Genomic DNA, 20,027 nt, shown 5'->3' with positions numbered 1-20,027 from the left:
GCACGTCAGTCAGGAGGCGACGCGCGGCTGGCCGGTGGGCAACGTCCACCGGTAGTCCGCGCGCAGTGAGGCCGCCCGCTCCAGGTGCCCCCACCGCAGCGTCTCGTCGGGCCGCACCAGCACGATCAGGCCGCGCGCCGCGAGCGACTCGCACATCCGGACCTGGTGGTCGTCGACGTGCTCGCCCAGCGCGGCCGACCTCGCGAGCACCACGGGCACCCGACCGCAGCCGAGGGCGGTGAGGATCGAGCCGGCCCCGCCGTGCACGACGACCACCGAGGTCGTCGCCATCACCGTCGCCAGCACGTCCGGCGGCAGCCAGCGGTTGAGCTGGGCACCATCGCCGAGCACGTCGGTGTTGCCGACCTGCCACGTCACCGCGTCCTGCGGCAGGTGCAGCATCATCATCTGGACGGCGCGGGCGAACGCGAAGTGCTCGGTGCCGAGGCTCAGCAGCGCGCTCGTCACCTTCGACCGGGGACCCTCCGAGACCGTGAACGCACTGAAGAGGTCCGGCTCGTGGTGCCACCGCCGGCCCCAGCCCTCGACGGGTGCGACCAGCGAGGTCGACGGCAGGTGCGAGGCGATCCGGCCGGTGAGCGACGGGCCGTCCACGCGGGCCACGCTCTCGTCGTACTCGACCGGCGTCCGGTGCAGCGCCGCGGCCACCAGGTGGGGCACCGCCTGGGCGGCCCCGGCGCTGATGACCAGGCGTGGCTGGAGCCGGTGGTGCAGGGCGATCGCCGTGGCGAGGTTGCGGGCGGCGGAGCCCAGCTGACGGGACTCGACGCGACGCACCCAGGTGACCCGCTCGCCCGCGAGCGCGGTCTCGGTCTGCGGCGTCCGCGGCACCACCCAGTGGCGCTCGTCGCGATGGATCCCCCGCCGGTCGGCGATCAGCTCGAGCTCGGTGAAGTGGCCGCCGCAGGAACTGACCAGCAGCACCGGTCGGGCCCCCGCTCGCGTGGTCCTGGACGGGCCGCCCGCGTGTGGGCTCGATGACATGGACGACTCCCCTGATCGACGTGTGGGGTCCATCGCAGGGCACGGACGGGTCGGCCCTGGGGTCGTGGCCCGCAGTTACCCGGTTTGTGGGTAGGCCGCGACCGTGCCGTCACCAATACGGGGTACGACGCCCGGCGTCGGGTGAACCGGCTGCGGGACCTGCCTAGCGTGACTCGCGGCGGGCACGTCGGGGAGGTCGGCCAGGGGACACCACAGGGGGCAATCCGGTGCTGCGTCGACGACGACAGGGACCCATGAGCTCGACCACCAAGGCGCTTCTTGGTCTCTTCTGCTGCCTGACCGTGCTGGCGGTCGGTGCGGCCGGCACGCTGCTCGTCGTCCAGCACCGGCTCGACTCGCAGGTGACCCGCATGGACGGCGTCTTCGACGGGCTCGACGACCGTCCCGCTCGCGTCGCCGAGGGTCCCGCGGCCGACGCGCTCAACATCCTCCTGATCGGGACCGACGCCCGCACCGACCAGGCGACCACGGGCTCGGCCGCGACGGCCGGGTGGACACCGGGCGCGCAGCGCAGCGACACCTTGATGCTGCTGCACCTGTCGGCCGACCGGAAGACGGCGGCGATCGTCTCCTTCCCGCGCGACAGCTGGGTGGACGTCCCGGGCCACGGCCGGGCCAAGATCAACGCCGCGTTCTCGTGGGGCGGACCCTCACTGGCCGTCGCCACGGTCGAGCAGCTCACCTCGATCCACATCGACCACCTCGCCTGGATCGACTGGTCCGGGTTCGAGGCGCTCACCGACGTCCTCGGCGGGGTCCGGGTGTGGGTCCCGCGGACCGTCTACGACTCCGCCCGCGACGTCACCTGGGACCGCGGCATGCACACGCTCGACGGCAAGGACGCGCTGCTCTACGTCCGGCAGCGGCACGGGCTGCCCGGCGGTGACTTCGACCGGATCCAGCGTCAGCAGTACTTCCTGCGGGCGATGATGGACTCGGTGCGGCACGAGTTCTCGCTGGCCAACCCCCGCTCGTCGTACCACCTGATCGATGCCGCGACCCGGCACCTCACGGTCGACGAGGGCTTCAGCACCCGCGAGCTGCGCGACCTGATGAACACCATGACGGGGATGCGCTCCGACAAGGTGGAGTTCCTCACCACCCCGATCGCCGGGCTGGGCTACGAGGGCCAGCAGAGCGTCGTCTACCTGGACCTCAAGCGCGCCCAGGGGCTCTGGAAGGCGGTGCGCTCGGACCGGACGACGCGGTGGGCCAACCTCAACCCGATCACCCGGACCCCGCAGCAGGTCCGCTGAGACCGACCGGGCTCAGGTGTGCCCGTCGAACATCGAGGTGACCGAGCCGTCCTCGAAGACCTCACGGATCGCGCGGGCGACCAACGGCGCGATCGACAGGCAGGTCAGCTTGTCGAACTCCTGGTCCGAGGACAGCGGCAGGGTGTTGGTGACCACGACCTCGACGGCGGGGCAGTTCTTGAGGCGGTCGACCGCGGGGTCGGACAGGATCGCGTGGGTCGCGGCGATGACCACGCCGGCGGCGCCGTCGGCCATCAGGGCGTCGGCCGCGTTGGCGATGGTGCCACCGGTGTCGATCATGTCGTCGACGAGCACGCACATCCGGCCCTTGACGTCACCGACGACCCGGTTCGCGACGGTCTCGTTGGGACGGTCGGTGCGCCGGGACTTGTGGATGAAGGCCAGCGGCGCGCCACCGAGCCGGGCGGACCACCGCTCGGCGACCTTGATCCGGCCGGCGTCCGGGGAGACGATCGCGAGCGGCTGGTTGCCGTACTTCACCTTGATGTGGTCGGCCAGGATCGGCAGCGCCATCAGGTGGTCGACGGGGCCGTCGAAGAAGCCCTGGACCTGGTCGGCGTGCAGGTCGACCGCGATCAGGCGGTCGGCGCCCGCCGTCTTGAAGAGGTCGGCCATCAGGCGGGCCGAGATCGGCTCACGGCCGCGGTGCTTCTTGTCCTGACGCGCGTAGCCGTAGAACGGCATCACGACGGTGATCCGCTTGGCGCTCGCCCGCTTCAGGGCGTCGACCATGATCAGGTGCTCCATGATCCACTCGTTGATCGGAGCCGTGTGGCTCTGGATCACGAAGGCGTCGCACCCGCGGACGGACTCCTCGTAGCGGACGTAGATCTCCGAGTTGGCGAACTCGTACGCCGACGTCGGCACCAGATCGGTGCCGAGCAGCGCCGCGACCTCCTCGGCGAGCACGGGGTGGGCCCGTCCGCTGAAGACCATCAGGTTCTTCTCGGTGGTCTTCTTCATTCCGGTCACGGTCTTGTTGCTCCTCGGTCGCCGGAGAGGTCTCAGTCTGATTCTGCCATGGGTCGGGGGGTCCCTCGACCGGCGCCCGGACCGTCGGACACGCCGTCGGCCGCACCACCGGACAGGGCGGCCTCGGCCGCGTCCCCCTGCGCCGTGCCGGCCCGCTTGCGCAGGGCCCACTCCTCGAGGTTGCGCTGCGGTCCGGCCGACACCGCCAGCGCCCCCGGAGGGACGTCCTCGCGCACGACCGTCCCGGCGCCGGTCGAGGCGCCGTCGCCGATCGCCACCGGCGCGACGAACGTGTTGTTGGAGCCCGTACGGGCGTGCCGGCCGATCGTCGTGCGGTGCTTGTGCACGCCGTCGTAGTTGGCGAAGATCGTGCCGGCGCCGACGTTCGTGCCCTCCCCGATCTCCGCGTCGCCCACGTACGACAGGTGCGGCACCTTGGCCCCGTCGCCGATCACGGCGTTCTTGGTCTCGACGAAGCCGCCGATCTTGCCGCGCTCGCCCAGGACGGTGCCGGGCCGCAGGTAGGAGAAGGGCCCCACGGTGGCCTCGCCACCCACGACCGCCAGCTCCGCGTGGGTGCGGACGACGCGGGCGCCCGGCCCGATCTCGCAGTCCTTGAGCGTGCTGTCAGGGCCGACGACGGCGTCCTCGCCGACCACCGTCAGGCCGAGCAGCTGGGTGCCCGGCAGGACCGTCACGTCGGTCGCGAGCACCACGTCGGCGTCGATCCAGGTCGTCGCCGGGTCCATCACGGTGACACCCTCGCGCATCCAGCCCTCGACGATGCGCCGGTTGAGCTCGGCGCCGATCCGGGCCAGCTGCACCCGGTCGTTGACGCCCTCGGTCTGCATCACGTCGTCGATGGCGTGGGCACCGACGGTCAGGCCGTCCTCGCGGGCGATCGCGATCGTGTCGGTGAGGTAGTACTCGCCGTTGGCGTTGTCGTTGCCGATCCGCGGCAGCGCGCTGCGCAGGAACTCGGCGTCGAAGGCCAGGATCCCCGAGTTGATCTCGAGGACCTGGCGCTGCGCGGGCGTCGCGTCCTTCTCCTCGACGATGGCCTCGACGTCGCCCTCCTCGTTGCGCAGCACCCGGCCGTAGCCGAAGGGGTCGACGACGATGCCGCTCAGGATGCTGACCGCCCGCTGGGCGGCCTCGTGCTCGTCGGCGAACGCACGCAGCGAGTCGCCCCGGAGCAGGGGCGTGTCGCCGTAGGCGATGACGACGGTGCCGGAGATCTCGCCCGCGGCGTCGACGGCCATCCGTACGGCGTGACCGGTGCCGCGCTGCTCCTCCTGCACCGCCAGCACGACGTCGGGGAACGACTCGTGGATGTGCGCGGCGACCGCCTCGCGCTGGTGGCCGATGACGGCGACCACGCGCTCCGGGTCGAGGGCCTGCGCGGCGACCAGGACGTGCGCGATCATGCTGCGCCCGCCGATCCGGTGCAGCACCTTCATCGTCTTGGACCTCATCCGGGTGCCGCCGCCGGCAGCCAGCACGATGACCGTGAGACCCGTCTTCACTTCAGTGCTCATGCTCCCCGGGTAGGAGTCGAACCTACGTCGCTAGTCCTGATTCAAAGTCAGGCGGGCCCTGCCGGCAGACCAACCGGGGATTGCATCCTCAGAGGCCCGCCTGGCGGGGCTGGCAGCTCCGCCCGGCAGACCAACCGGGGATGGTGTTCAACGAACCCCGCCAGCCTAGGGCCAGCGGTCGGCACGGTCTCAGACGATGCTCTTGCGGTACTGCTCGAGCACCTCGTTGACGCGCTCCTCGTCCCGGTCCACGATCGGGACCAGGAGCTCGGCGACCACGTCGATGAGCTCGGTGATGCGCCGGTTGAGCTGGCGCGACTCCTGCAGCTCCTCCTCCAGCGCGGCCAGCCGGGCGTGGACGCTCTGGCGGCGTCGCATCGACTGGAAGCGCGCCTGGGCGGCCCGCGTGCGGGCCTGTGCTCGCGTGAGCAGCGGAGCGGTCATGGCTCTGTCCTCCGTGGTTGGGGTGGTCTGGGGCGCGGCCAGCGGACCCGCATCCGGCAGACGCTGGGATCGTCGTTGCCGAGCACGTCCTGGCCACTGCGGTGCCGCTCGCGCTCGACGACACCACCGGCCGCCTCGATCTCGCGGCGCACCAGCGCCGGGTCGAGCCGACGGACCAGCCCCTCGGGCTGGGGGTCCGGGTCGTCGGTCCCCTCGTCGGCGCTGAACTCGAGGAAGAGGAACCCGCCCGAGCGCAGCGCCATCCGGCACAGCACCCAGAGCTGGGCCCGGGCCTGGTCGTCGAGGGCACCGATGACGTGTCGGGCGTAGAGGTGGTGCGGGTCCCGCGCCAGCTCGGCGCCGGTCACGAGCACGGTCCGCAGCTCGTTGAGGATCAGCGGACGCACCTCGACCGGGAGGTCGCGGCTCTCGGCGCGGCGGGACACCACGGCGCGCGCGGCGCGGGAGAAGTCAAAGGCGATCACCGGGCGGCCGCGCTTGGCGAACCAGATGGCGTCGCGGCCGGTGCCGGAGCCGATCTCGGCGATGGCCGCGCCGCGGGGCAGCTGACCGTCGACCCACTTCGCGAACATCGAGCGGCGGCCGCGGAGCTCGTTGCCGGGCCCGTTGTGGAAGTCGGCCCACGGCGCCATGGTCGTGCGGAAGCCGCGCAGCCACCCGTCGAGGCGTCGTACGCCGGCCGCCGGGTCGGCGTACTTGAAGGACGGGTCCGGGACCCGCCAGCCCGGGCCGTAGATGAAGGCCAGCATCGCCTCGGGGTCCGCGGGCGCCGGGAAGTCGACACCGTGCAGCGTGATCGTGGAGACCGGCAGGATCGCGGACTCGGGGAGGTGGCCGCTGCGGTTGCCGAGCTGGTAGAAGGTCTCCCCCACCCGGAAGGCGACGAAGATGTCGATGTGGCACTGGCGGCCGTCGCTGAGCGGCAGCAGCAGCTTGATGTCGCCCCCGGACATCCGCAGCAGCCGCCAGCCGCGCTCCTGCATCACGCGCTCGATGCGGTAGGACTCCGCGATGATGTCGGCGGGCTGGCGATGGCGGCTGAGGTAGCAGACGTCGGTGTCGGAGTCGTGCGCGATCATCGCGCCGTCGCGGATGGCGCCGAGCAGGGCGCCGTAGTTGAGGTAGGCCTCGACGTGGCACACGTCACGCAGGTCGTCGAGCGCCCGCCGGGTCCCGAGCAGGATCTCGTCGCGGATGCCCTCGTCGGTGTCCTCGAACGCGCGGCACAGGTGGCCCACCTTGTCGATGGCGAGCGGCAGGCCGCTGCCGTCGACGACCTCCACCCGTGCCCCGTCGGCGCCGTCACCGAGCACGACCTCCTCGTCGATGAGCACCCGCCCGCCGGCGACGTCGGAGACCTCGACCCGGACGGTGCCGTTGAGGAAGCGCTTGAGCACCGGGGGCCATTCGACGAGGAGCCCGCCGGGCGCGGCCCGACCGTCGCGGACAGCGGTGAAGGCCCAGATGTAGCGGCCGTCGAAGCTGACGACCTGCGCCCCGGGCGGCGTCTCGCGCAGCACCAGGCCGGCGTCGGAGACCGCGGTGCTGCGGCTCGCAGTGACCGGTTCGCTCACGAGGCGGCGATCACGCGCCGCAGCTCGGTGCTCGAGGTGTGCGCGGTGTACGGGAAGTAGACGACCTCGACCCCCACGGAACCGACCTTGGCCTCGAGGTCGCGGCCACGCTGGGTGTCGCGCCAATCGTCGCCCTTGAAGACCTTGTGGAAGCCGATGTCACGCCAGGAGTCGAGCTTGTCGGGCGTCACCTCGGCGTACGTCGCGTCGACGATGCCGATGGCGTCGACGATCGCAAGCCGCTCCTCGAGCGGCACGAACGGCTTCACGCCCTTGGCGAGGATGCACATCTCGTCGGAGACGACGCCGGCGACGAGGACGTCGCAGCCCTCACGGGCCTGACGCAGCATGTTGAGGTGGCCGATGTGGAAAAGGTCGTAGACCCCCGGCACATAACCGATCACCTGACTCATGCATTGCTCATCTCTTAGGGCACGGAGGACCCGCTCAGATTAGCGCATCGGGGGTCGGCGACCGCATCCGACGACGTCCCCCCGGGGGCGCGCCGGGCTACTCTCGCGACGTGGACCTGCCCGTGCTGCCCCCCGTCCAGCCGATGCTCGCCAAGTCCGTCACCGGCATCCCCGACCCGGCGAAGCACGGTGGACTGAGCTTCGAGCCGAAGTGGGACGGCTTCCGGTGCATCGTCTTCAAGGACGGCGACGAGGTCGAGCTGGCCAGCCGCAACACCAAGTCGCTGACCCGCTACTTCCCCGAGGTCGTCGCCGCGATGCGCGAGCAGCTGCCGGAGCGCTGCGTGCTCGACGGCGAGATCTTCGTCGCTGTCGGCGACCGGCTGGAGTTCGAGGTGCTCCAGGAGCGCATCCACCCGGCCGCGTCGCGGGTCGCGATGCTGGCCGAGAAGACGCCCGCGTCGTACGTCGCCTTCGACCTGCTGGCGCTGGGCGACACGTCGTACGCCGACCGGCCGCTCGCCGAGCGTCGCGAGGCGCTCGAGGGGGCGCTGGCCGGGCTCGAGGGACCCTGCTACCTCACCCGCACGACGACGGACCCGGCCGAGGCCGAGGAGTGGTTCCACCAGTTCGAGGGTGCTGGGCTCGACGGGGTCGTCGCCAAGCCGCTGAGCGCGCCGTACCAGCAGAACGCCCGCACCATGCTGAAGATCAAGCACGAGCGCACCGCCGACGTGGTCGTCGCCGGCTACCGCGAGCACAAGACCAGCACCCCCGAGAAGCCGTTGCTGGGCAGTCTCCTGCTCGGCCTCTACAGCGACGGCACGCTGCAGCACATCGGGGTGAGCGCGAGCTTCACCGCCGCCCGCCGGGCCGAGCTCATCGAGGAGCTCCAGCCGCTGGTGTGCGACATCAGCGAGCATCCCTGGGGCGAGTGGGCCGAGTGGGCCGTCGCCAATCCCGACCGGGTCCCCGGCACGCAGAGCCGCTGGAGCGCCGGCAAGGACCTGTCCTTCACCCCCCTGCGTCCCGAGCGGGTGCTCGAGGTCGCCTACGACCACATGGAGGGGCGACGCTTCCGGCACACCGCCCAGTTCCGGCGCTGGCGCACCGACCGCGACCCGGAGTCGTGCGGCTACGAGCAACTCGATGAACCGGTGAGCTACGACCTGACTAAGATCCTCAGCGTCGACTGAGAGAGGCACACATGTCGGAGAACGCAATCGAGGGCTACGACGTCGTACTCCTCATCGAGCAGGCCCTCAGCGAGCAGGACGCCGCGCAGGTGCACTCGCTCCACGAGGGTCTCGACCAGCAGGTGACCTACCACGTGCTGCTGCCGCTCGAGGACGCCGCGGCGCGGATCGAGTCCGCGATGGGTTCGCTGACCGCCGGCGACATGCTCGCGTCGCCGACGATGCCGATGAGCGAGGTCGACCTCGAGGCCGTCCGCAAGGACTGCGCGGAGCGGTCCGGCTCGGAGCTGGAGCAGACGCTCTCCGCCCTGACCAGGAGCGGTGCGATCGCGCGCGGCGAGGTCGTCACCGACCCGCCGATCGACGCCCTGGCGGCCAAGGTGGCCGCGGTCGACGGCCGGGAGGCGATCATCCTGACGCGCCCGCACGTCGTCGCCGAGTTCTTCCACCTCGACTGGACCTCCAAGGCCCGGCGTCGGCTGGGCGTGCCGATCCTGCACCTGCTCGAGCACGAGACCTTCGACGGGCAGGCCGAGGGCTACGGCGACGAGGGCATCACCGGCCTCTAGCGGGACGCGTTCGCGGGGCCGTGCCCGCGTCGCGACACGGCCGAGGCGACGGGGTGCCGTCAGCCCAGGGCGCGGAAGGACAGCGCGTGCCAGCGCGGACCGACCGGGGTGAGCTCGACCCGGCGCGGGTCCAGGCCGTCGTGCGCCTCGTCGCCACGGACGATCGCGACCTCCAGCCGTGACTCCGAGAGGCCCTCGGCCAGGCCCTCGCCCCACTCGACGACGGTGACGGCGTCGTCCAGCGACGTGTCGAGGTCGAGGTCGTCGAGCTCCTCGAGCCCACCGAGGCGGTAGGCATCGACGTGCACCAGCTCCGGCCCGCCGACCAGCGAGGGGTGCACCCGGGCGATCACGAAGGTCGGCGAGGTGATGTCGCCGCGCACCCCCAGACCCGAGCCGAGGCCCTGGGTGAAGGTGGTCTTGCCGGCGCCCAGCTCGCCGCTCAGCACGATCAGGTCGCCCCGCGTCAGCTGCCCGGCCAGCGAGCGGCCCAGCCCCCGCATCGCGTCGGCGTCCGGCGCCTGGAAGACGTGGGTGCGCAGCGGACGGCGCAGCTCGACGTTCGGCGAGTCCCGCCGGATCTCCCGGAAGCCCTGCCGCTCCCAGAACCGCACGGTCTCCGGCAGCTCCTCGCGAGCCACCACGGTGAGGTCGTCCGAGCCCGCGGCCGCCTCGACGGCGGCGTCGATCAGCGCGGCGGCGACCCCGTGACCCTGCGCATCCGGGACGACCCCGAAGCGACGGAGGTACGTCGTGCTGCCGACCGGGTCGAGCACGAGGGCGCCCACCGGGCGACCGTCGAGACAGGCGAGCAGCCCACCGTGAGCGCCCAGCCTGGCCGCGACCGACTCCTCGGTCTCGTCGAGCGCTGCGGCCGGCGGGTCCAGCGGAGGCCGGGCCTCGAAGGCGGCGCGGACGACCGTGAGGACGTCGGGGGCCGACTCGGGGCCGACGCGGGTGATCTCCACCGTCATCGGGCGTCCTCGGCTCCGGTCGCGGCCAGCAGTTGGTCGAGCTCGCCGTTGACCTCGGAGTGCCGCTCCAGGAGCACCATGTGGCCGGCTCCGTGGCACTCCAGCAGCGTCGACCCGTCGATGCGCGCGTGCAGCTTGCGGCTGTGGCCGACCGAGGTCAGCTTGTCGTCGGTGCCACAGATGACCGTGGTCGGCACCTTCGCCAGCACCTCGACCGAGTCGAACTTGTCGAGGGAGGAGAAGCCGGGGAAGAACTCCGCGACCACCTCGAACGGCGTCGAGGACAGCATCCGGTCCACGAACTCCACGTAGCTGCCGGGCACGTCGTCGCCGAACGCGAGCTGGGCGGTCGCCACGAGCGCGACGTCCTTGCCGACGCGGCGTACGCCGTCGACGATCCGGTGGGTGCGGGCGAGGGTCGAGATGGTGCGACCCACGGGGCCCGCGCTCCCCCACGCCGGCACCATCGGGAAGAGGATGCGGCTGGGCTCGAGCCCACCCGCGGTGGTCGAGATCAACGCGGCGCCCACCACCCGGTCGCCGAAGAGCTCGGGGTGCTGCTCGGCGAGCGCGACCACGGTCATGCCGCCCATCGAGTGGCCGACGAGCACCACCGGGCCCTCGGGCGCCACGGCGTCCATGACGCTGAGCAGGTCGCGGCCGAGCTGGTCGATGGTGGCGTTCTCGCGCGGGGATCGGCCCGAGCTGCCGTGCGAGCGCTGGTCGTAGAAGACGGTGCGGACCCGGCCCCGGTAGTGCTCGCGCTGGAAGTGCCAGCAGTCCAGCTCCAGGGCGTAGCCGTGGGCGAAGATCACGGTGAGGGGCGGCTTCGGCTTGCGCCGCCCGCGGGTCGGCCGCTCGGGCTCGTCGACCTCGACGTGCAGCGGGGTGCCGTCGTCGGCGACCACGGTGATCGGGTCCGAGTGCAGGGAGCCGAAGGCCGGGACGTCGTCGGGTGCTCGCCCAGCGATCCGCCGGCGCTGCCGGTTGACCCCGACGCCCGCGCCGGCGGCCGCGATCCCGACGGCTCCGACCGTGATGGCGCCGATCAGTCGTCCACGCATGCTCATGACTCGACGTACCTTCTCGTCAGGCGCCCGCCGACGCGGGTGACGATCTCGTAGGAGATGGTGCCGCTGGCCTCGGCCCAGTCCTGGGCGGTCGGCTCGCCGTGCTGGCCGGGCCCGAACAGCACGACCTCCTCACCGGCGGCGGGCAGGTCACCGTCGAGGTCGACGACGAACTGGTCCATGCACACCCGGCCCCGGATCGTACGGCGCTTGCCGTCGACCTGGACCTGGGCGGTGTTGCTCGCGTGGCGGGGCACCCCGTCGCCGTACCCCACGGGGACCAGTCCCACCGAGGTCGCGGTGTCTGCGGTCCAGGTGTGGCCGTAGGAGACCGAGGCGCCGGCGGCGAGGGGCTTGGTCTGCGCGAGCAGCGCCCGGACCGTCATCGCGGGGCGCAGCCCGAGGTCGGGGGTGTGCCCCGGTGCGGGGTCGAGACCGTACGACGCCAGCCCGACGCGCACCAGGTCGAACCTGGCCGACGGCCGCAGGATCGCCGCGGCCGAGTTGGCGAGGTGACGGACCTCGGGCCGGAGCCCGGCCGTCTCGGCCACGGCCAGGGCGTCCCGGAAGACGGCCTCCTGGGCGTCGTTGGCGGGGTGCTCCGGCTCGTCGCTGGCGGCGAGGTGGGACCAGATGCCGGTGACCCGCCAGGTGCCGGCCCGCTCACCGGCGCGAGCCGCGGCGACCACGTCGGGCCAGGTGTCCACCGGGGCCCCGCCGCGGGACAGCCCGGTGTCGATCTTCAGCTGCACCCGGGCCGGGCGGCCCGAGGTCGCGACGGCGGCCTCGATCTCGTCGAGCTCGGCCACGGAGTAGGCGGTGACGTCGACGTCGGCGGAGACGGCGGCCGCCCAGTCCTCCCCGGGCACGGTCAGCCAGCAGAGCACCCGGCCGGTGTCGCCCCCGGCGCGCAGGGCGAGCGCCTCCGCGATCGTGGCGACGCCGATCCAGTCGGCCCCGGCCTCGCGGGCGGCGCGGGCGACCTCGGACATGCCGTGGCCGTAGCCGTCCGCCTTGACGACCGTCATCATCTGGACGCCGCTCAGCTCGCGCAGGCGCCGGACGTTGTGCCGGATCGCGGCGAGATCGACGACGATCTCGGCGCGGGCGACCGGCAGCGGACTCATGGACCCGATTGTCCCATCACGCCCGCGGCAGTCCCCGGACGGCTGCCGGGATGGACGCCGCGACCTGGCTCGCGACCAGCGGGCCACCCCGCCCGGCGAGGGTCGCGGCGGCCCCGTGGAGCCAGGAGCCGACCGAGGCGGCGTCGTACGCCGTGAGCCCGGCGGCCAGGAGCGCGCCGATGAGGCCGCCCAGCACGTCGCCGGCCCCGGCGGTCGCGAGCCACGGCGTGCCGGTCGTCGTGACGCGGACCCGTCCGTCGGGGTGGGCGACCAGGGTGTGGCGGCCCTTGAGCAGCACGACGGCGCCGTACGTCGTGGCCGCGTGGCGGGCGTGCTCGAGCGGCCGGGCCTCGATCGTCGTGCGGTCCACCCCGAGCATCGCCGCCAGCTCGCCGGCGTGCGGGGTGAGCACCGTCGAGGTGGGGAGCCGGCCCTCGACGTGGGCGAGCGCATCCGCGTCGACCACGAGCGGCACCCCGTCCTCGACGGCCGTGGCGAGCTCGGCGGCCGCCCGGTCGCCACCGCCGGAGCCGACGACCCAGGCCTGCACCCGCCCGTCGCCGACCACCTCGGGGTGGACCACGCGGATCGTGTCGGCGACGGACTCCGGCCCGACGTACCGCACCATCCCGACGAGGCCGCTGGCCGCGCCGGCGACGCTGAGCAGCGCCGCCCCGGGGTACTGCGCGCTGCCCGCCCGGATGCCGACGACCCCGCGGCTGTACTTCTGCGCGTCGGGCGCCGGTCGCGGCACCAGCGCGGCCACGTCGGCGGGCTGGAGCGCCTCGACGACCGGGTCCGGCAGCCCCAGGCCGAGATCGACGAGGTGGACGACGCCGCACGCGGCCGCCGCCGGGTCGACGAGGTGCGCGACCTTGTGGGTGCCGAAGGTGACCGTGACGTCCGCGCTCACGTGCGGACCGTCGAGCTCGCCGGTGTCGACGTCGACCCCGCTCGGGACGTCGACGGCGACCACCGGGATCCCCCGGACCAGCGCCAGGGCCTCCTGCGCCTCGGCCCGCAGCCCGGCTCGGCCCCCGATCCCGACGATCCCGTCCACCACCACCTCGGGTCGTCCGCCTCCTGCATGCGCAGAGACATGCGGGAGGCGGACGACCCGGCCACCCGCCGCCCGCAGGGCCGCCGTCCCGGCCTCGTGGGCGTGGTCGGACAGCAGCCACGCCTCCACCTGGGCGCCGCGCCGCGCGAGCAGGGCGCCGGCGTACAACGCGTCACCGCCGTTGTCCCCCGAGCCGACCAGCAGCAGCACCCGCCGTCCGTACGCCGAGCCGAGCAGGTCGATCACGGCGTACGCCAGCCCGGCAGCGGCGCGCTGCATCAGGGCTCCGTCGGGCAGCCGACCCATCAGGTGCCGCTCGGCCGCCCGCACCTGCTCCACCGTGTGCGCACGCCTCATGCCGCCCACGCTAGCGGGCCGGCCAGCGCGGCAGAGGGCCTCAGGACTCCAGCACCACGACCGCCGAGGCGATGCCGGCGTCGTGGGAGAGCGAGACGTGCACGGAGGCGACCCCGAGCTCGTCGGCACGGGCGAGCACCGAGCCCCGCAGCTCGAGGAGCGGGCGGCCCGAGGACTCCGACACGATCTCGGCGTCGTGCCAGTGCAGTCCCACGGGGGCGCCGAGCGCCTTGGCCACCGCCTCCTTGGCGGCGAACCGCGCGGCCAGCGAGGCCAGCGGTCGAGACGCCTCCGACGGCGTGAAGAGCCGGGCGGACAGGCCGGGCGTGCGCGTCAGCGACTCCCCGAAGCGCTCGATGTCGACGACATCGATCCCCACCCCGACGATCACCGGGCGATCACTCGACCGTGACGGACTTGGCCAGGTTGCGCGGCTGGTCGACGTCGTGGCCCATCAGGGTCGCGAGCTCGCAGGCGAAGAGCTGGAGGGGCACGACGGCCACCAGCGGCTGCAGCAGCACCGGCACCTTGGGCAGCCGGATGATCACGTCGGCGTACGGCGTGATCGCGTCATCGCCGTCCTCGACCAGGCAGATCGTGCGAGCGCCGCGCGCCCGCACCTCCTGGATGCCGCTGACCATCTTGTCGCGCAGCTGGTCCCGACCGGCCGGGGGCACGACGCACAGCACCGGCAGCCCCTCCTCGATCAGCGCGATCGGGCCGTGCTTCAGCTCACCGGCGGCGAAGCCCTCGGCGTGGATGTAGGCCAGCTCCTTGAGCTTCAGCGCCCCCTCGAGCGCGACCGGGTAGCCGGCGTGCCGGCCCAGGAAGAGCACCGACCGGGTGCCGACGTGGTCGGCGGCCATGTCGTAGACCTGGGCGGCGTCGTCGAGGACCCGCTGCACCTGCTCCGGGATCGCCTCCAGCTGCTGCATGACCTGGTCGATCTCGTCGCCGTACCGCGTGCCCTTGACCTGCGCCAGGTAGAGCGCCAGCAGGTAGCAGGCCACCAGCTGGGTCAGGAAGCCCTTGGTCGACGCGACCCCGATCTCGGGGCCCGCGTGCGTGTAGATGACGGCGTCGGACTCCCGCGGGATCGTCGAGCCGTTGGTGTTGCAGATCGCGAGCACCTTCGAACGCTGGGTGCGTGCGTGCCGGATGGCCTGCAGGGTGTCGGCGGTCTCGCCGGACTGGCTGATCGCGACGACCAGCGTGGAGTAGTCGAGGATCGGGTCGCGGTAGCGGAACTCCGAGGCCAGCTCGACCTCGACCGGCACCCGCGTCCAGTGCTCGATCGCGTACTTCGCGACCATGCCCGCGTAGAAGGACGTGCCGCACGCGATGATGATGACCTTGTCGACGTCGCGGAGCTCCTGGTCGGACAGGCGCATCTCGTCGAGGTGCAGGTGCCCCTCCGGCGTACGACGGCCCAGCAGCGAGTCGGCCACGGCCCGCGGCTGCTCGTGGATCTCCTTGCGCATGAACCAGTCGTGGCCGTCCTTCTCGGCGGCCGACAGGTCCCAGTCGACGTGGTAGCGGCGGCCCTCGGCCGGGGTGCCGTCGAAGTTCAGCACCTCGACGCCGTCGCGGGTGATCGTCACGACCTGGTCCTGGCCGAGCTCCATCGCCTCGCGGGTGTGCTCGATGAAGGCGGAGACGTCGGAGCCGAGGAAGTTCTCGCCCTCGCCGATCCCGACGACCAGTGGCGAGTTGCGTCGCGCCGCCACCACGCGGGAGCGGTCGTGCGCGTCGACCGCGACGAGGGTGAAGGCGCCCTCGAGCCGCGCGACCAGCTGCAGCATGGCCGCGGTCAGGTCGAGTCCCGACAGCACCAGCAGCTCGAGCAGCTGGGCGGCGACCTCGGTGTCGGTCTCGGACAGCAGCACGTGGTCGGCCGCCTCCAGCTCGCCGCGGAGCTCGGCGAAGTTCTCGATGATGCCGTTGTGCACGACCGCGACCCGGCGTACGCCGCCGCTGTGCGGGTGCGCGTTGGCGTCGGTCGGGGCACCGTGCGTGGCCCAGCGGGTGTGCCCGATGCCGATCGTCGAGCCGGGCAGGGGGTGGTCGGCGATCGCCTTCTCGAGGTTGGCCAGCTTGCCGGCCCGCTTGTCCGAGGCGATCACGCCGCCGGCGACCAGCGCGACCCCGGCGGAGTCGTAGCCGCGGTACTCCAGCCGTCGCAGCCCTGCGATGACGACATCTTGGGCCTGCTTCTCCCCGACATACCCCACGATCCCGCACATGGGGGTCACTGTATCGACCGGCACCGCCCGACCGCCCGCCCGCACCGGCTGCAACAATCTGGCGCATGTCTTCCCACGGCGGCTCGGGCGTGTCCGACGAGTCGACCCGGGAGTCGTCGCCCTACATCGAGCTCGACCGGTCCGCCTGGGCCGCGCTGGCCGCCGAGGTGGAGAACCCGCTCAGCGCCGAGGAGATCCGCCGGCTGCGCGGTCTCGGCGACCAGCTGGACCTCGAGGAGGTCCAGCAGATCTACCTCCCGCTCTCCCGCCTGCTCAGCCTGTACGTCGAGGCAGCGGGCGGGCTGTACCGGCACCAGGAGGAGTTCCTCCACCAGGTGCAGCCGACCCGGACGCCGTTCGTGATCGGCCTGGCCGGGTCGGTGGCGGTCGGCAAGTCGACCACGGCCCGCGTGCTCCAGCAGATGCTCGCCCACTGGCCCGAGCACCCCAACGTCGCCCTGGTCACCACCGACGGCTTCCTCTACCCCAACGCCGAGCTCGAGCGCCGCGGGCTCCTGCAGCGCAAGGGCTTCCCGGAGTCCTACGACCGCCGCGCGCTGATGCGCTTCGTCGTCGACATCAAGTCGGGCAAGGACGAGGTCGAGGCGCCCGTCTACTCCCACCTGACCTACGACGTGCTCCCCGGCGAGAAGGTGGTCGTCAAGCGGCCCGACATCGTGATCATCGAGGGCCTCAACGTCCTGCAGCCCGCGCGGGTGCGCGAGGACGGCCGCAGCGGGCTGACGCTGAGCGACTTCTTCGACTTCTCGGTGTACGTCGACGCCGGCACCTCGCACATCAAGGACTGGTACGTCGAGCGGTTCCAGCGCCTGCGGGAGACGGCGTTCCGCGACCCGGGCTCCTACTTCGCGAAGTACGGCGCCCTCTCGCGCGAGGAGGCGATCGCCGAGGCGACCCGGATCTGGGACTCCATCAACGGCCCCAACCTCTCGCAGAACGTGCTTCCCACCCGCTCGCGCGCGACGCTGGTGCTGCGCAAGGACCGTGACCACTCGGTGCGCTACGTCCGACTCCGCAAGCTCTAGCGCCTCAGGCTGCTCAGGACCCGCACGATGTCGGCGTGCGCGAGCGTGTCGCCCTCCCCCGCGTCCGCGACCAGCACCACCCGCACGTCGCCCGCGCTCACCATCGCGAGCTCGACCCGGGCCGCTGCGCACGGCCCGGTCCCACCGGGCGCCAGCACCCAGCGCAACGACGCCGCCGAGCCGTCCGCCAGGTCGATCCGGCCCCGGTGAGCCTCCCCCGAGCCGCCCAGGCTCGCCCGCCAGGCGTCGAACGACCCGTCGGTGAAGCCCGCGAAGCCGCGGTTGGAGTCGCCGGGCTGCTCCTCGCAGTAGCCGTCGCGGTAGACGGCCGGCCCGGTCACGACCGCCGTCGGGCGGCCGCTGTCGTCGGCGAGGTAGATGCGGCTGCGCTCCCCGCGCACCTCCCAGAGCCGTCCCGGCACCTCGAACCGGGCGCCGGTCGCGGGATCCCTCACCACGAGCGGACGCGCGGCGGGCGCGGCGGGCGCGCGGTCGTCGGCGACGTACGTCGTGACCGCCAGCGCCGCGGTCGCCAGCACGGCCAGGACCGCGACGGTGCCCATCAGCAGCGCGACGCGGACTCGGGTCATAGCCGGGTCCTACCCACGATCAGGCGCGAGGCACCCGCACCGCGACGATGCGGCCCGAGCTGTGGATCAGAGGCTGAGCTGGCGCTTGACGACGTCGGCGAGCCGCTCGGCCACCGCGCGGGCGTCGTCGGCAGTCGTCGCCTCGACCATCACCCGGACCAGGTCCTCGGTGCCGGAGGGGCGCAGCAGCACCCGGCCGGAGTCACCGAGCGCGGCCTCCTCCTCGGCGACGGCGGCCGCGACGACGGGGTCGTCGTTGGCACGGCGCTTGTCCACGTCGGGCACGTTGATCAGCACCTGCGGCAGCCGGGTCATGACCGCCGCCAACGACTGCAGCGTCTGACCGCTGACGGCCATCCGCTCCAGCACGTGCAGCGCGGTCAGGGTGCCGTCGCCGGTGGTGGCGTACTCGCTCATGATCACGTGGCCGGACTGCTCGCCGCCGAGCCCGTAGCCGGAGACCCGCATCGCCTCGAGGACGTAGCGGTCGCCGACCTTGGTCTGGCGCACGCCGATGCCGGCCGCGCGCATCGCCTGCACGAAGCCGAGGTTGCTCATCACCGTCGCGACGACGGTGTTCTTCGGGAGGTGGCCGGACTCCGACATGCCGACCGCGAGGATCGCCATGATCTGGTCACCGTCGACGTCGGCGCCGGTGTGGTCCACGGCCAGGCAGCGGTCGGCGTCGCCGTCGAGGGCGAACCCGGCGTCGGCGCCGTGCTCGACCACGGCCGCGCGCAGCGGGCCGAGGTGGGTCGAGCCGCAGCCGTCGTTGATGTTGAGGCCGTCGGGGTCGGCGCAGATCGCGATCACCTCGGCGCCGGCGGCACGCAGGGCCTGCGGACCGGCGTCGTACGCCGCACCGTGGGCGCAGTCGAGCACCACCTTGATGCCGGCGAGCGGCCGGGCGAGGGTGCCGACGAGGTGGTCGACGTACTCCTGCACCGCGGTCGCGTACGGCGTCACGCGGCCGACCGCGCCCCCGAGGGGGCGCTCCCACGGCTCGTCGAGGTGCTTCTCGATGTCGCGCTCGACGGCGTCGTCGAGCTTGAGCCCGCCGCGGGCGAGGAACTTGATGCCGTTGTCGGGCATCGGGTTGTGCGAGGCGCTGATGACGACACCGAGGTCGGCGTCGAGCGCCTGGGTCATGAACGCGACCCCGGGGGTCGGCAGCACCTCCAGCAGCAGCACGTCGACCCCGGCCGAGGCCAGGCCGGCCACGACAGCGTGCTCGAGGAACTGTCCCGAGATGCGGGTGTCCCGGCCGACGACGGCACGAGGGCGGTGGCCCTCGAACTCGCCGCGGTCGGCCAGGACCCGGGCAGCAGCAACGGAAAGGTCCAGGGCCAGCTCAGCGGTCAGATGACCGTTGGCCAGGCCCCGGACCCCGTCCGTGCCGAAGATACGCGGCATGCGCAGTACGTCAGCGCTTGCTGTACTGAGGCGCCTTGCGGGCCTTCTTGAGACCGGCCTTCTTGCGCTCGATGACGCGGGCGTCACGCGTGAGCAGCCCGGCCTTCTTGAGCGAGGGGCGGTTGGTCTCGGTGTCGATCGCGTTCAGGCACCGGGCCACGCCGAGACGCAGCGCGCCGGCCTGACCGGTGATGCCACCGCCGTGGATGCGGGCGATGACGTCGAAGCGCCCCTCGAGCTGCAGGTTGGCGAACGGCTCGTTCACGACCTGCTGGTGCAGCTTGTTGGGGAAGTAGGAGTCCAGCGTCCGGCCGTTGACCGTCCACTGGCCGGTGCCGGGGACGATGCGGACGCGGGCGACGGCCTCCTTGCGACGGCCGGTGGCCGCAGCAGGAGCGATGGTCGCCGGACGGGCGGGGGTGTCAGCGGACGGGGCGCTCTCGGAGCTGTAGGCGATGCCCTGCTCGTCGGCCTCGTAGGTCTCTTCGACCTCGGTGGTGTCAGCCACGATGTTCCTCACTCAGACTTTCTCGACGAAAAGACGATTACTGGGAGATCTGCTTGATCTCGTACGGAGTGGCCTGCTGGGCCTGGTGCGGGTGGTTGGGACCCGAGTAGACCTTCAGCTTCTTGAGGACCTGGCGGCCGAGCTTGTTCTTCGGCAGCATTCCCCACACGGCCTTCTCGATGGCCTTGCGGGCGTCCTTCTCGAGGACCTCACCGATCGGAGTGGCAGACAGACCACCCGGGTAGCCGGAGTGGCGGTAGGCCATCTTGGTGACCTTCTTGTCGCCGGACAGCGCGACCTTCTCAGCGTTGATGATGATGACGAAGTCACCGGTGTCAGCGTTGGGGGCGAAGATCGCCTTGTGCTTGCCGCGCAGGAGATTGGCGGTCTGAGCAGCGAGGCGGCCGAGGACCACGTCGGTGGCGTCGATGACGAGCCACTCTCGCGTGATGTCGCCGGCCTTGGGGGCGTACGTGCGCACGGAGGAACTTCCTTCGTTCGTAGGTCCCGCGCGACCCTGTGCCGCACGGGTGTTGGTGCTTCGGCGCCCTCTGACGAACTCTGCCCGGCTCGAACTCGTCCGGGTCTGCACCGGGACTCCGTGGCAGG

General features: G+C 72.2%; 20 protein-coding genes and 1 tRNA gene. 4 read left to right on the top strand and 17 right to left on the bottom strand.

Annotated elements, in window-relative coordinates:
- Nucleotides 1-9: 9 nt before the first annotated feature.
- Nucleotides 10-1,005 carry a hypothetical protein gene (locus N542_RS0116470; RefSeq protein ID WP_155993143.1) on the bottom strand — a complete coding sequence of 332 codons (996 nt, stop codon included), beginning with the start codon at nucleotides 1,003-1,005 and terminating at the stop codon, nucleotides 10-12.
- 254 nt (nucleotides 1,006-1,259) lie between these two features.
- Here N542_RS0116470 and N542_RS25250 point away from each other — a divergent pair, with 254 nt between their 5' ends.
- Nucleotides 1,260-2,282 (top strand): LCP family protein, encoded by a 1,023-nt coding sequence (locus tag N542_RS25250; protein ID WP_051551915.1) that lies wholly within the window; start codon nucleotides 1,260-1,262, stop codon nucleotides 2,280-2,282.
- Between the two features lie 12 nt (nucleotides 2,283-2,294).
- Here the strand turns inward: N542_RS25250 and N542_RS0116460 are convergent, their stop codons facing one another.
- From N542_RS0116460 to N542_RS0116435, 6 genes are all read right to left on the bottom strand, one after another.
- Nucleotides 2,295-3,275, bottom strand: coding sequence for a ribose-phosphate diphosphokinase (locus N542_RS0116460; RefSeq protein WP_028644869.1), 981 nt, complete (start codon nucleotides 3,273-3,275; stop codon nucleotides 2,295-2,297).
- A 32-nt stretch (nucleotides 3,276-3,307) separates the two neighbouring features.
- Nucleotides 3,308-4,813, bottom strand: coding sequence for a bifunctional UDP-N-acetylglucosamine diphosphorylase/glucosamine-1-phosphate N-acetyltransferase GlmU (gene glmU / locus N542_RS25245; protein ID WP_051551912.1), 1,506 nt, complete (start codon nucleotides 4,811-4,813; stop codon nucleotides 3,308-3,310).
- 1 nt (nucleotide 4,814) lies between these two features.
- Nucleotides 4,815-4,893, bottom strand: a tRNA-Gln gene (locus N542_RS0116450).
- 109 nt (nucleotides 4,894-5,002) lie between these two features.
- Nucleotides 5,003-5,257 (bottom strand): DUF6752 domain-containing protein, encoded by a 255-nt coding sequence (locus N542_RS0116445; RefSeq protein ID WP_231482703.1) that lies wholly within the window; start codon nucleotides 5,255-5,257, stop codon nucleotides 5,003-5,005.
- Nucleotides 5,254-6,852 (bottom strand): class I SAM-dependent methyltransferase, encoded by a 1,599-nt coding sequence (locus tag N542_RS25240; RefSeq protein ID WP_051551910.1) that lies wholly within the window; start codon nucleotides 6,850-6,852, stop codon nucleotides 5,254-5,256. The genes N542_RS0116445 and N542_RS25240 overlap by 4 nt, the downstream gene beginning before the upstream one ends.
- Entirely contained in the window at nucleotides 6,849-7,265 is a 417-nt protein-coding gene (locus tag N542_RS0116435) for an adenylyltransferase/cytidyltransferase family protein (protein ID WP_028644867.1), read from the bottom strand. Before N542_RS0116435 ends, N542_RS25240 begins: the two co-directional genes overlap by 4 nt.
- A 110-nt stretch (nucleotides 7,266-7,375) precedes the next feature.
- Here N542_RS0116435 and N542_RS0116430 point away from each other — a divergent pair, with 110 nt between their 5' ends.
- Nucleotides 7,376-8,461: an ATP-dependent DNA ligase gene (locus tag N542_RS0116430; protein ID WP_028644866.1), complete on the top strand. Its 1,086-nt coding sequence runs from the start codon at nucleotides 7,376-7,378 to the stop codon at nucleotides 8,459-8,461.
- Nucleotides 8,462-8,472: 11 nt separating this feature from the next.
- Nucleotides 8,473-9,030: a hypothetical protein gene (locus N542_RS0116425; RefSeq protein ID WP_028644865.1), complete on the top strand. Its 558-nt coding sequence runs from the start codon at nucleotides 8,473-8,475 to the stop codon at nucleotides 9,028-9,030.
- A 59-nt stretch (nucleotides 9,031-9,089) separates the two neighbouring features.
- Here N542_RS0116425 and tsaE read toward each other — a convergent pair whose 3' ends face one another.
- Genes tsaE through glmS form a run of 6 tightly spaced genes read right to left on the bottom strand, consistent with a single transcriptional unit; the run spans nucleotide 9,090 to nucleotide 15,861 of the window.
- Nucleotides 9,090-10,004, bottom strand: coding sequence for a tRNA (adenosine(37)-N6)-threonylcarbamoyltransferase complex ATPase subunit type 1 TsaE (gene tsaE / locus N542_RS26745; RefSeq protein ID WP_028644864.1), 915 nt, complete (start codon nucleotides 10,002-10,004; stop codon nucleotides 9,090-9,092).
- Nucleotides 10,001-11,068: an alpha/beta fold hydrolase gene (locus N542_RS25230; RefSeq protein ID WP_231482702.1), complete on the bottom strand. Its 1,068-nt coding sequence runs from the start codon at nucleotides 11,066-11,068 to the stop codon at nucleotides 10,001-10,003. Before N542_RS25230 ends, tsaE begins: the two co-directional genes overlap by 4 nt.
- A gap of 2 nt (nucleotides 11,069-11,070) precedes the next feature.
- Nucleotides 11,071-12,201 (bottom strand): alanine racemase, encoded by a 1,131-nt coding sequence (gene alr, locus N542_RS0116410; RefSeq protein WP_028644863.1) that lies wholly within the window; start codon nucleotides 12,199-12,201, stop codon nucleotides 11,071-11,073.
- A gap of 16 nt (nucleotides 12,202-12,217) precedes the next feature.
- Nucleotides 12,218-13,618: an NAD(P)H-hydrate dehydratase gene (locus N542_RS0116405; protein WP_028644862.1), complete on the bottom strand. Its 1,401-nt coding sequence runs from the start codon at nucleotides 13,616-13,618 to the stop codon at nucleotides 12,218-12,220.
- Between the two features lie 40 nt (nucleotides 13,619-13,658).
- On the bottom strand, nucleotides 13,659-14,009 hold the full coding sequence (locus N542_RS0116400; RefSeq protein WP_028644861.1) for a holo-ACP synthase: 351 nt from the start codon (nucleotides 14,007-14,009) through the stop codon (nucleotides 13,659-13,661).
- A gap of 7 nt (nucleotides 14,010-14,016) precedes the next feature.
- Nucleotides 14,017-15,861 carry a glutamine--fructose-6-phosphate transaminase (isomerizing) gene (gene glmS / locus N542_RS0116395; RefSeq protein WP_028644860.1) on the bottom strand — a complete coding sequence of 615 codons (1,845 nt, stop codon included), beginning with the start codon at nucleotides 15,859-15,861 and terminating at the stop codon, nucleotides 14,017-14,019.
- A gap of 65 nt (nucleotides 15,862-15,926) precedes the next feature.
- Here glmS and coaA point away from each other — a divergent pair, with 65 nt between their 5' ends.
- Nucleotides 15,927-16,907 carry a type I pantothenate kinase gene (coaA, locus tag N542_RS0116390; protein WP_036508204.1) on the top strand — a complete coding sequence of 327 codons (981 nt, stop codon included), beginning with the start codon at nucleotides 15,927-15,929 and terminating at the stop codon, nucleotides 16,905-16,907.
- On the opposite strand, the gene N542_RS0116385 is transcribed toward coaA, so the two are convergent.
- From N542_RS0116385 to rplM, 4 genes are all read right to left on the bottom strand, one after another.
- Nucleotides 16,904-17,497, bottom strand: a complete 594-nt coding sequence (locus N542_RS0116385; RefSeq protein ID WP_028644858.1) for a hypothetical protein — start codon at nucleotides 17,495-17,497, stop codon at nucleotides 16,904-16,906. The two genes, coaA and N542_RS0116385, sit on opposite strands and share 4 nt — an antisense overlap.
- 66 nt (nucleotides 17,498-17,563) lie before the next feature.
- Nucleotides 17,564-18,910: a phosphoglucosamine mutase gene (glmM, locus tag N542_RS0116380; protein WP_028644857.1), complete on the bottom strand. Its 1,347-nt coding sequence runs from the start codon at nucleotides 18,908-18,910 to the stop codon at nucleotides 17,564-17,566.
- Between the two features lie 10 nt (nucleotides 18,911-18,920).
- Nucleotides 18,921-19,418, bottom strand: coding sequence for a 30S ribosomal protein S9 (gene rpsI / locus N542_RS0116375; RefSeq protein ID WP_028644856.1), 498 nt, complete (start codon nucleotides 19,416-19,418; stop codon nucleotides 18,921-18,923).
- Between the two features lie 37 nt (nucleotides 19,419-19,455).
- Nucleotides 19,456-19,899, bottom strand: a complete 444-nt coding sequence (gene rplM, locus N542_RS0116370) for a 50S ribosomal protein L13 (RefSeq protein ID WP_028644855.1) — start codon at nucleotides 19,897-19,899, stop codon at nucleotides 19,456-19,458.
- Nucleotides 19,900-20,027: the final 128 nt, after the last annotated feature.

The organism is Nocardioides sp. URHA0020 (assembly GCF_000620705.1).
Lineage (GTDB): Bacteria > Actinomycetota > Actinomycetes > Propionibacteriales > Nocardioidaceae > Nocardioides.
This window is presented reverse-complemented; position numbering and strand designations above follow the sequence as displayed.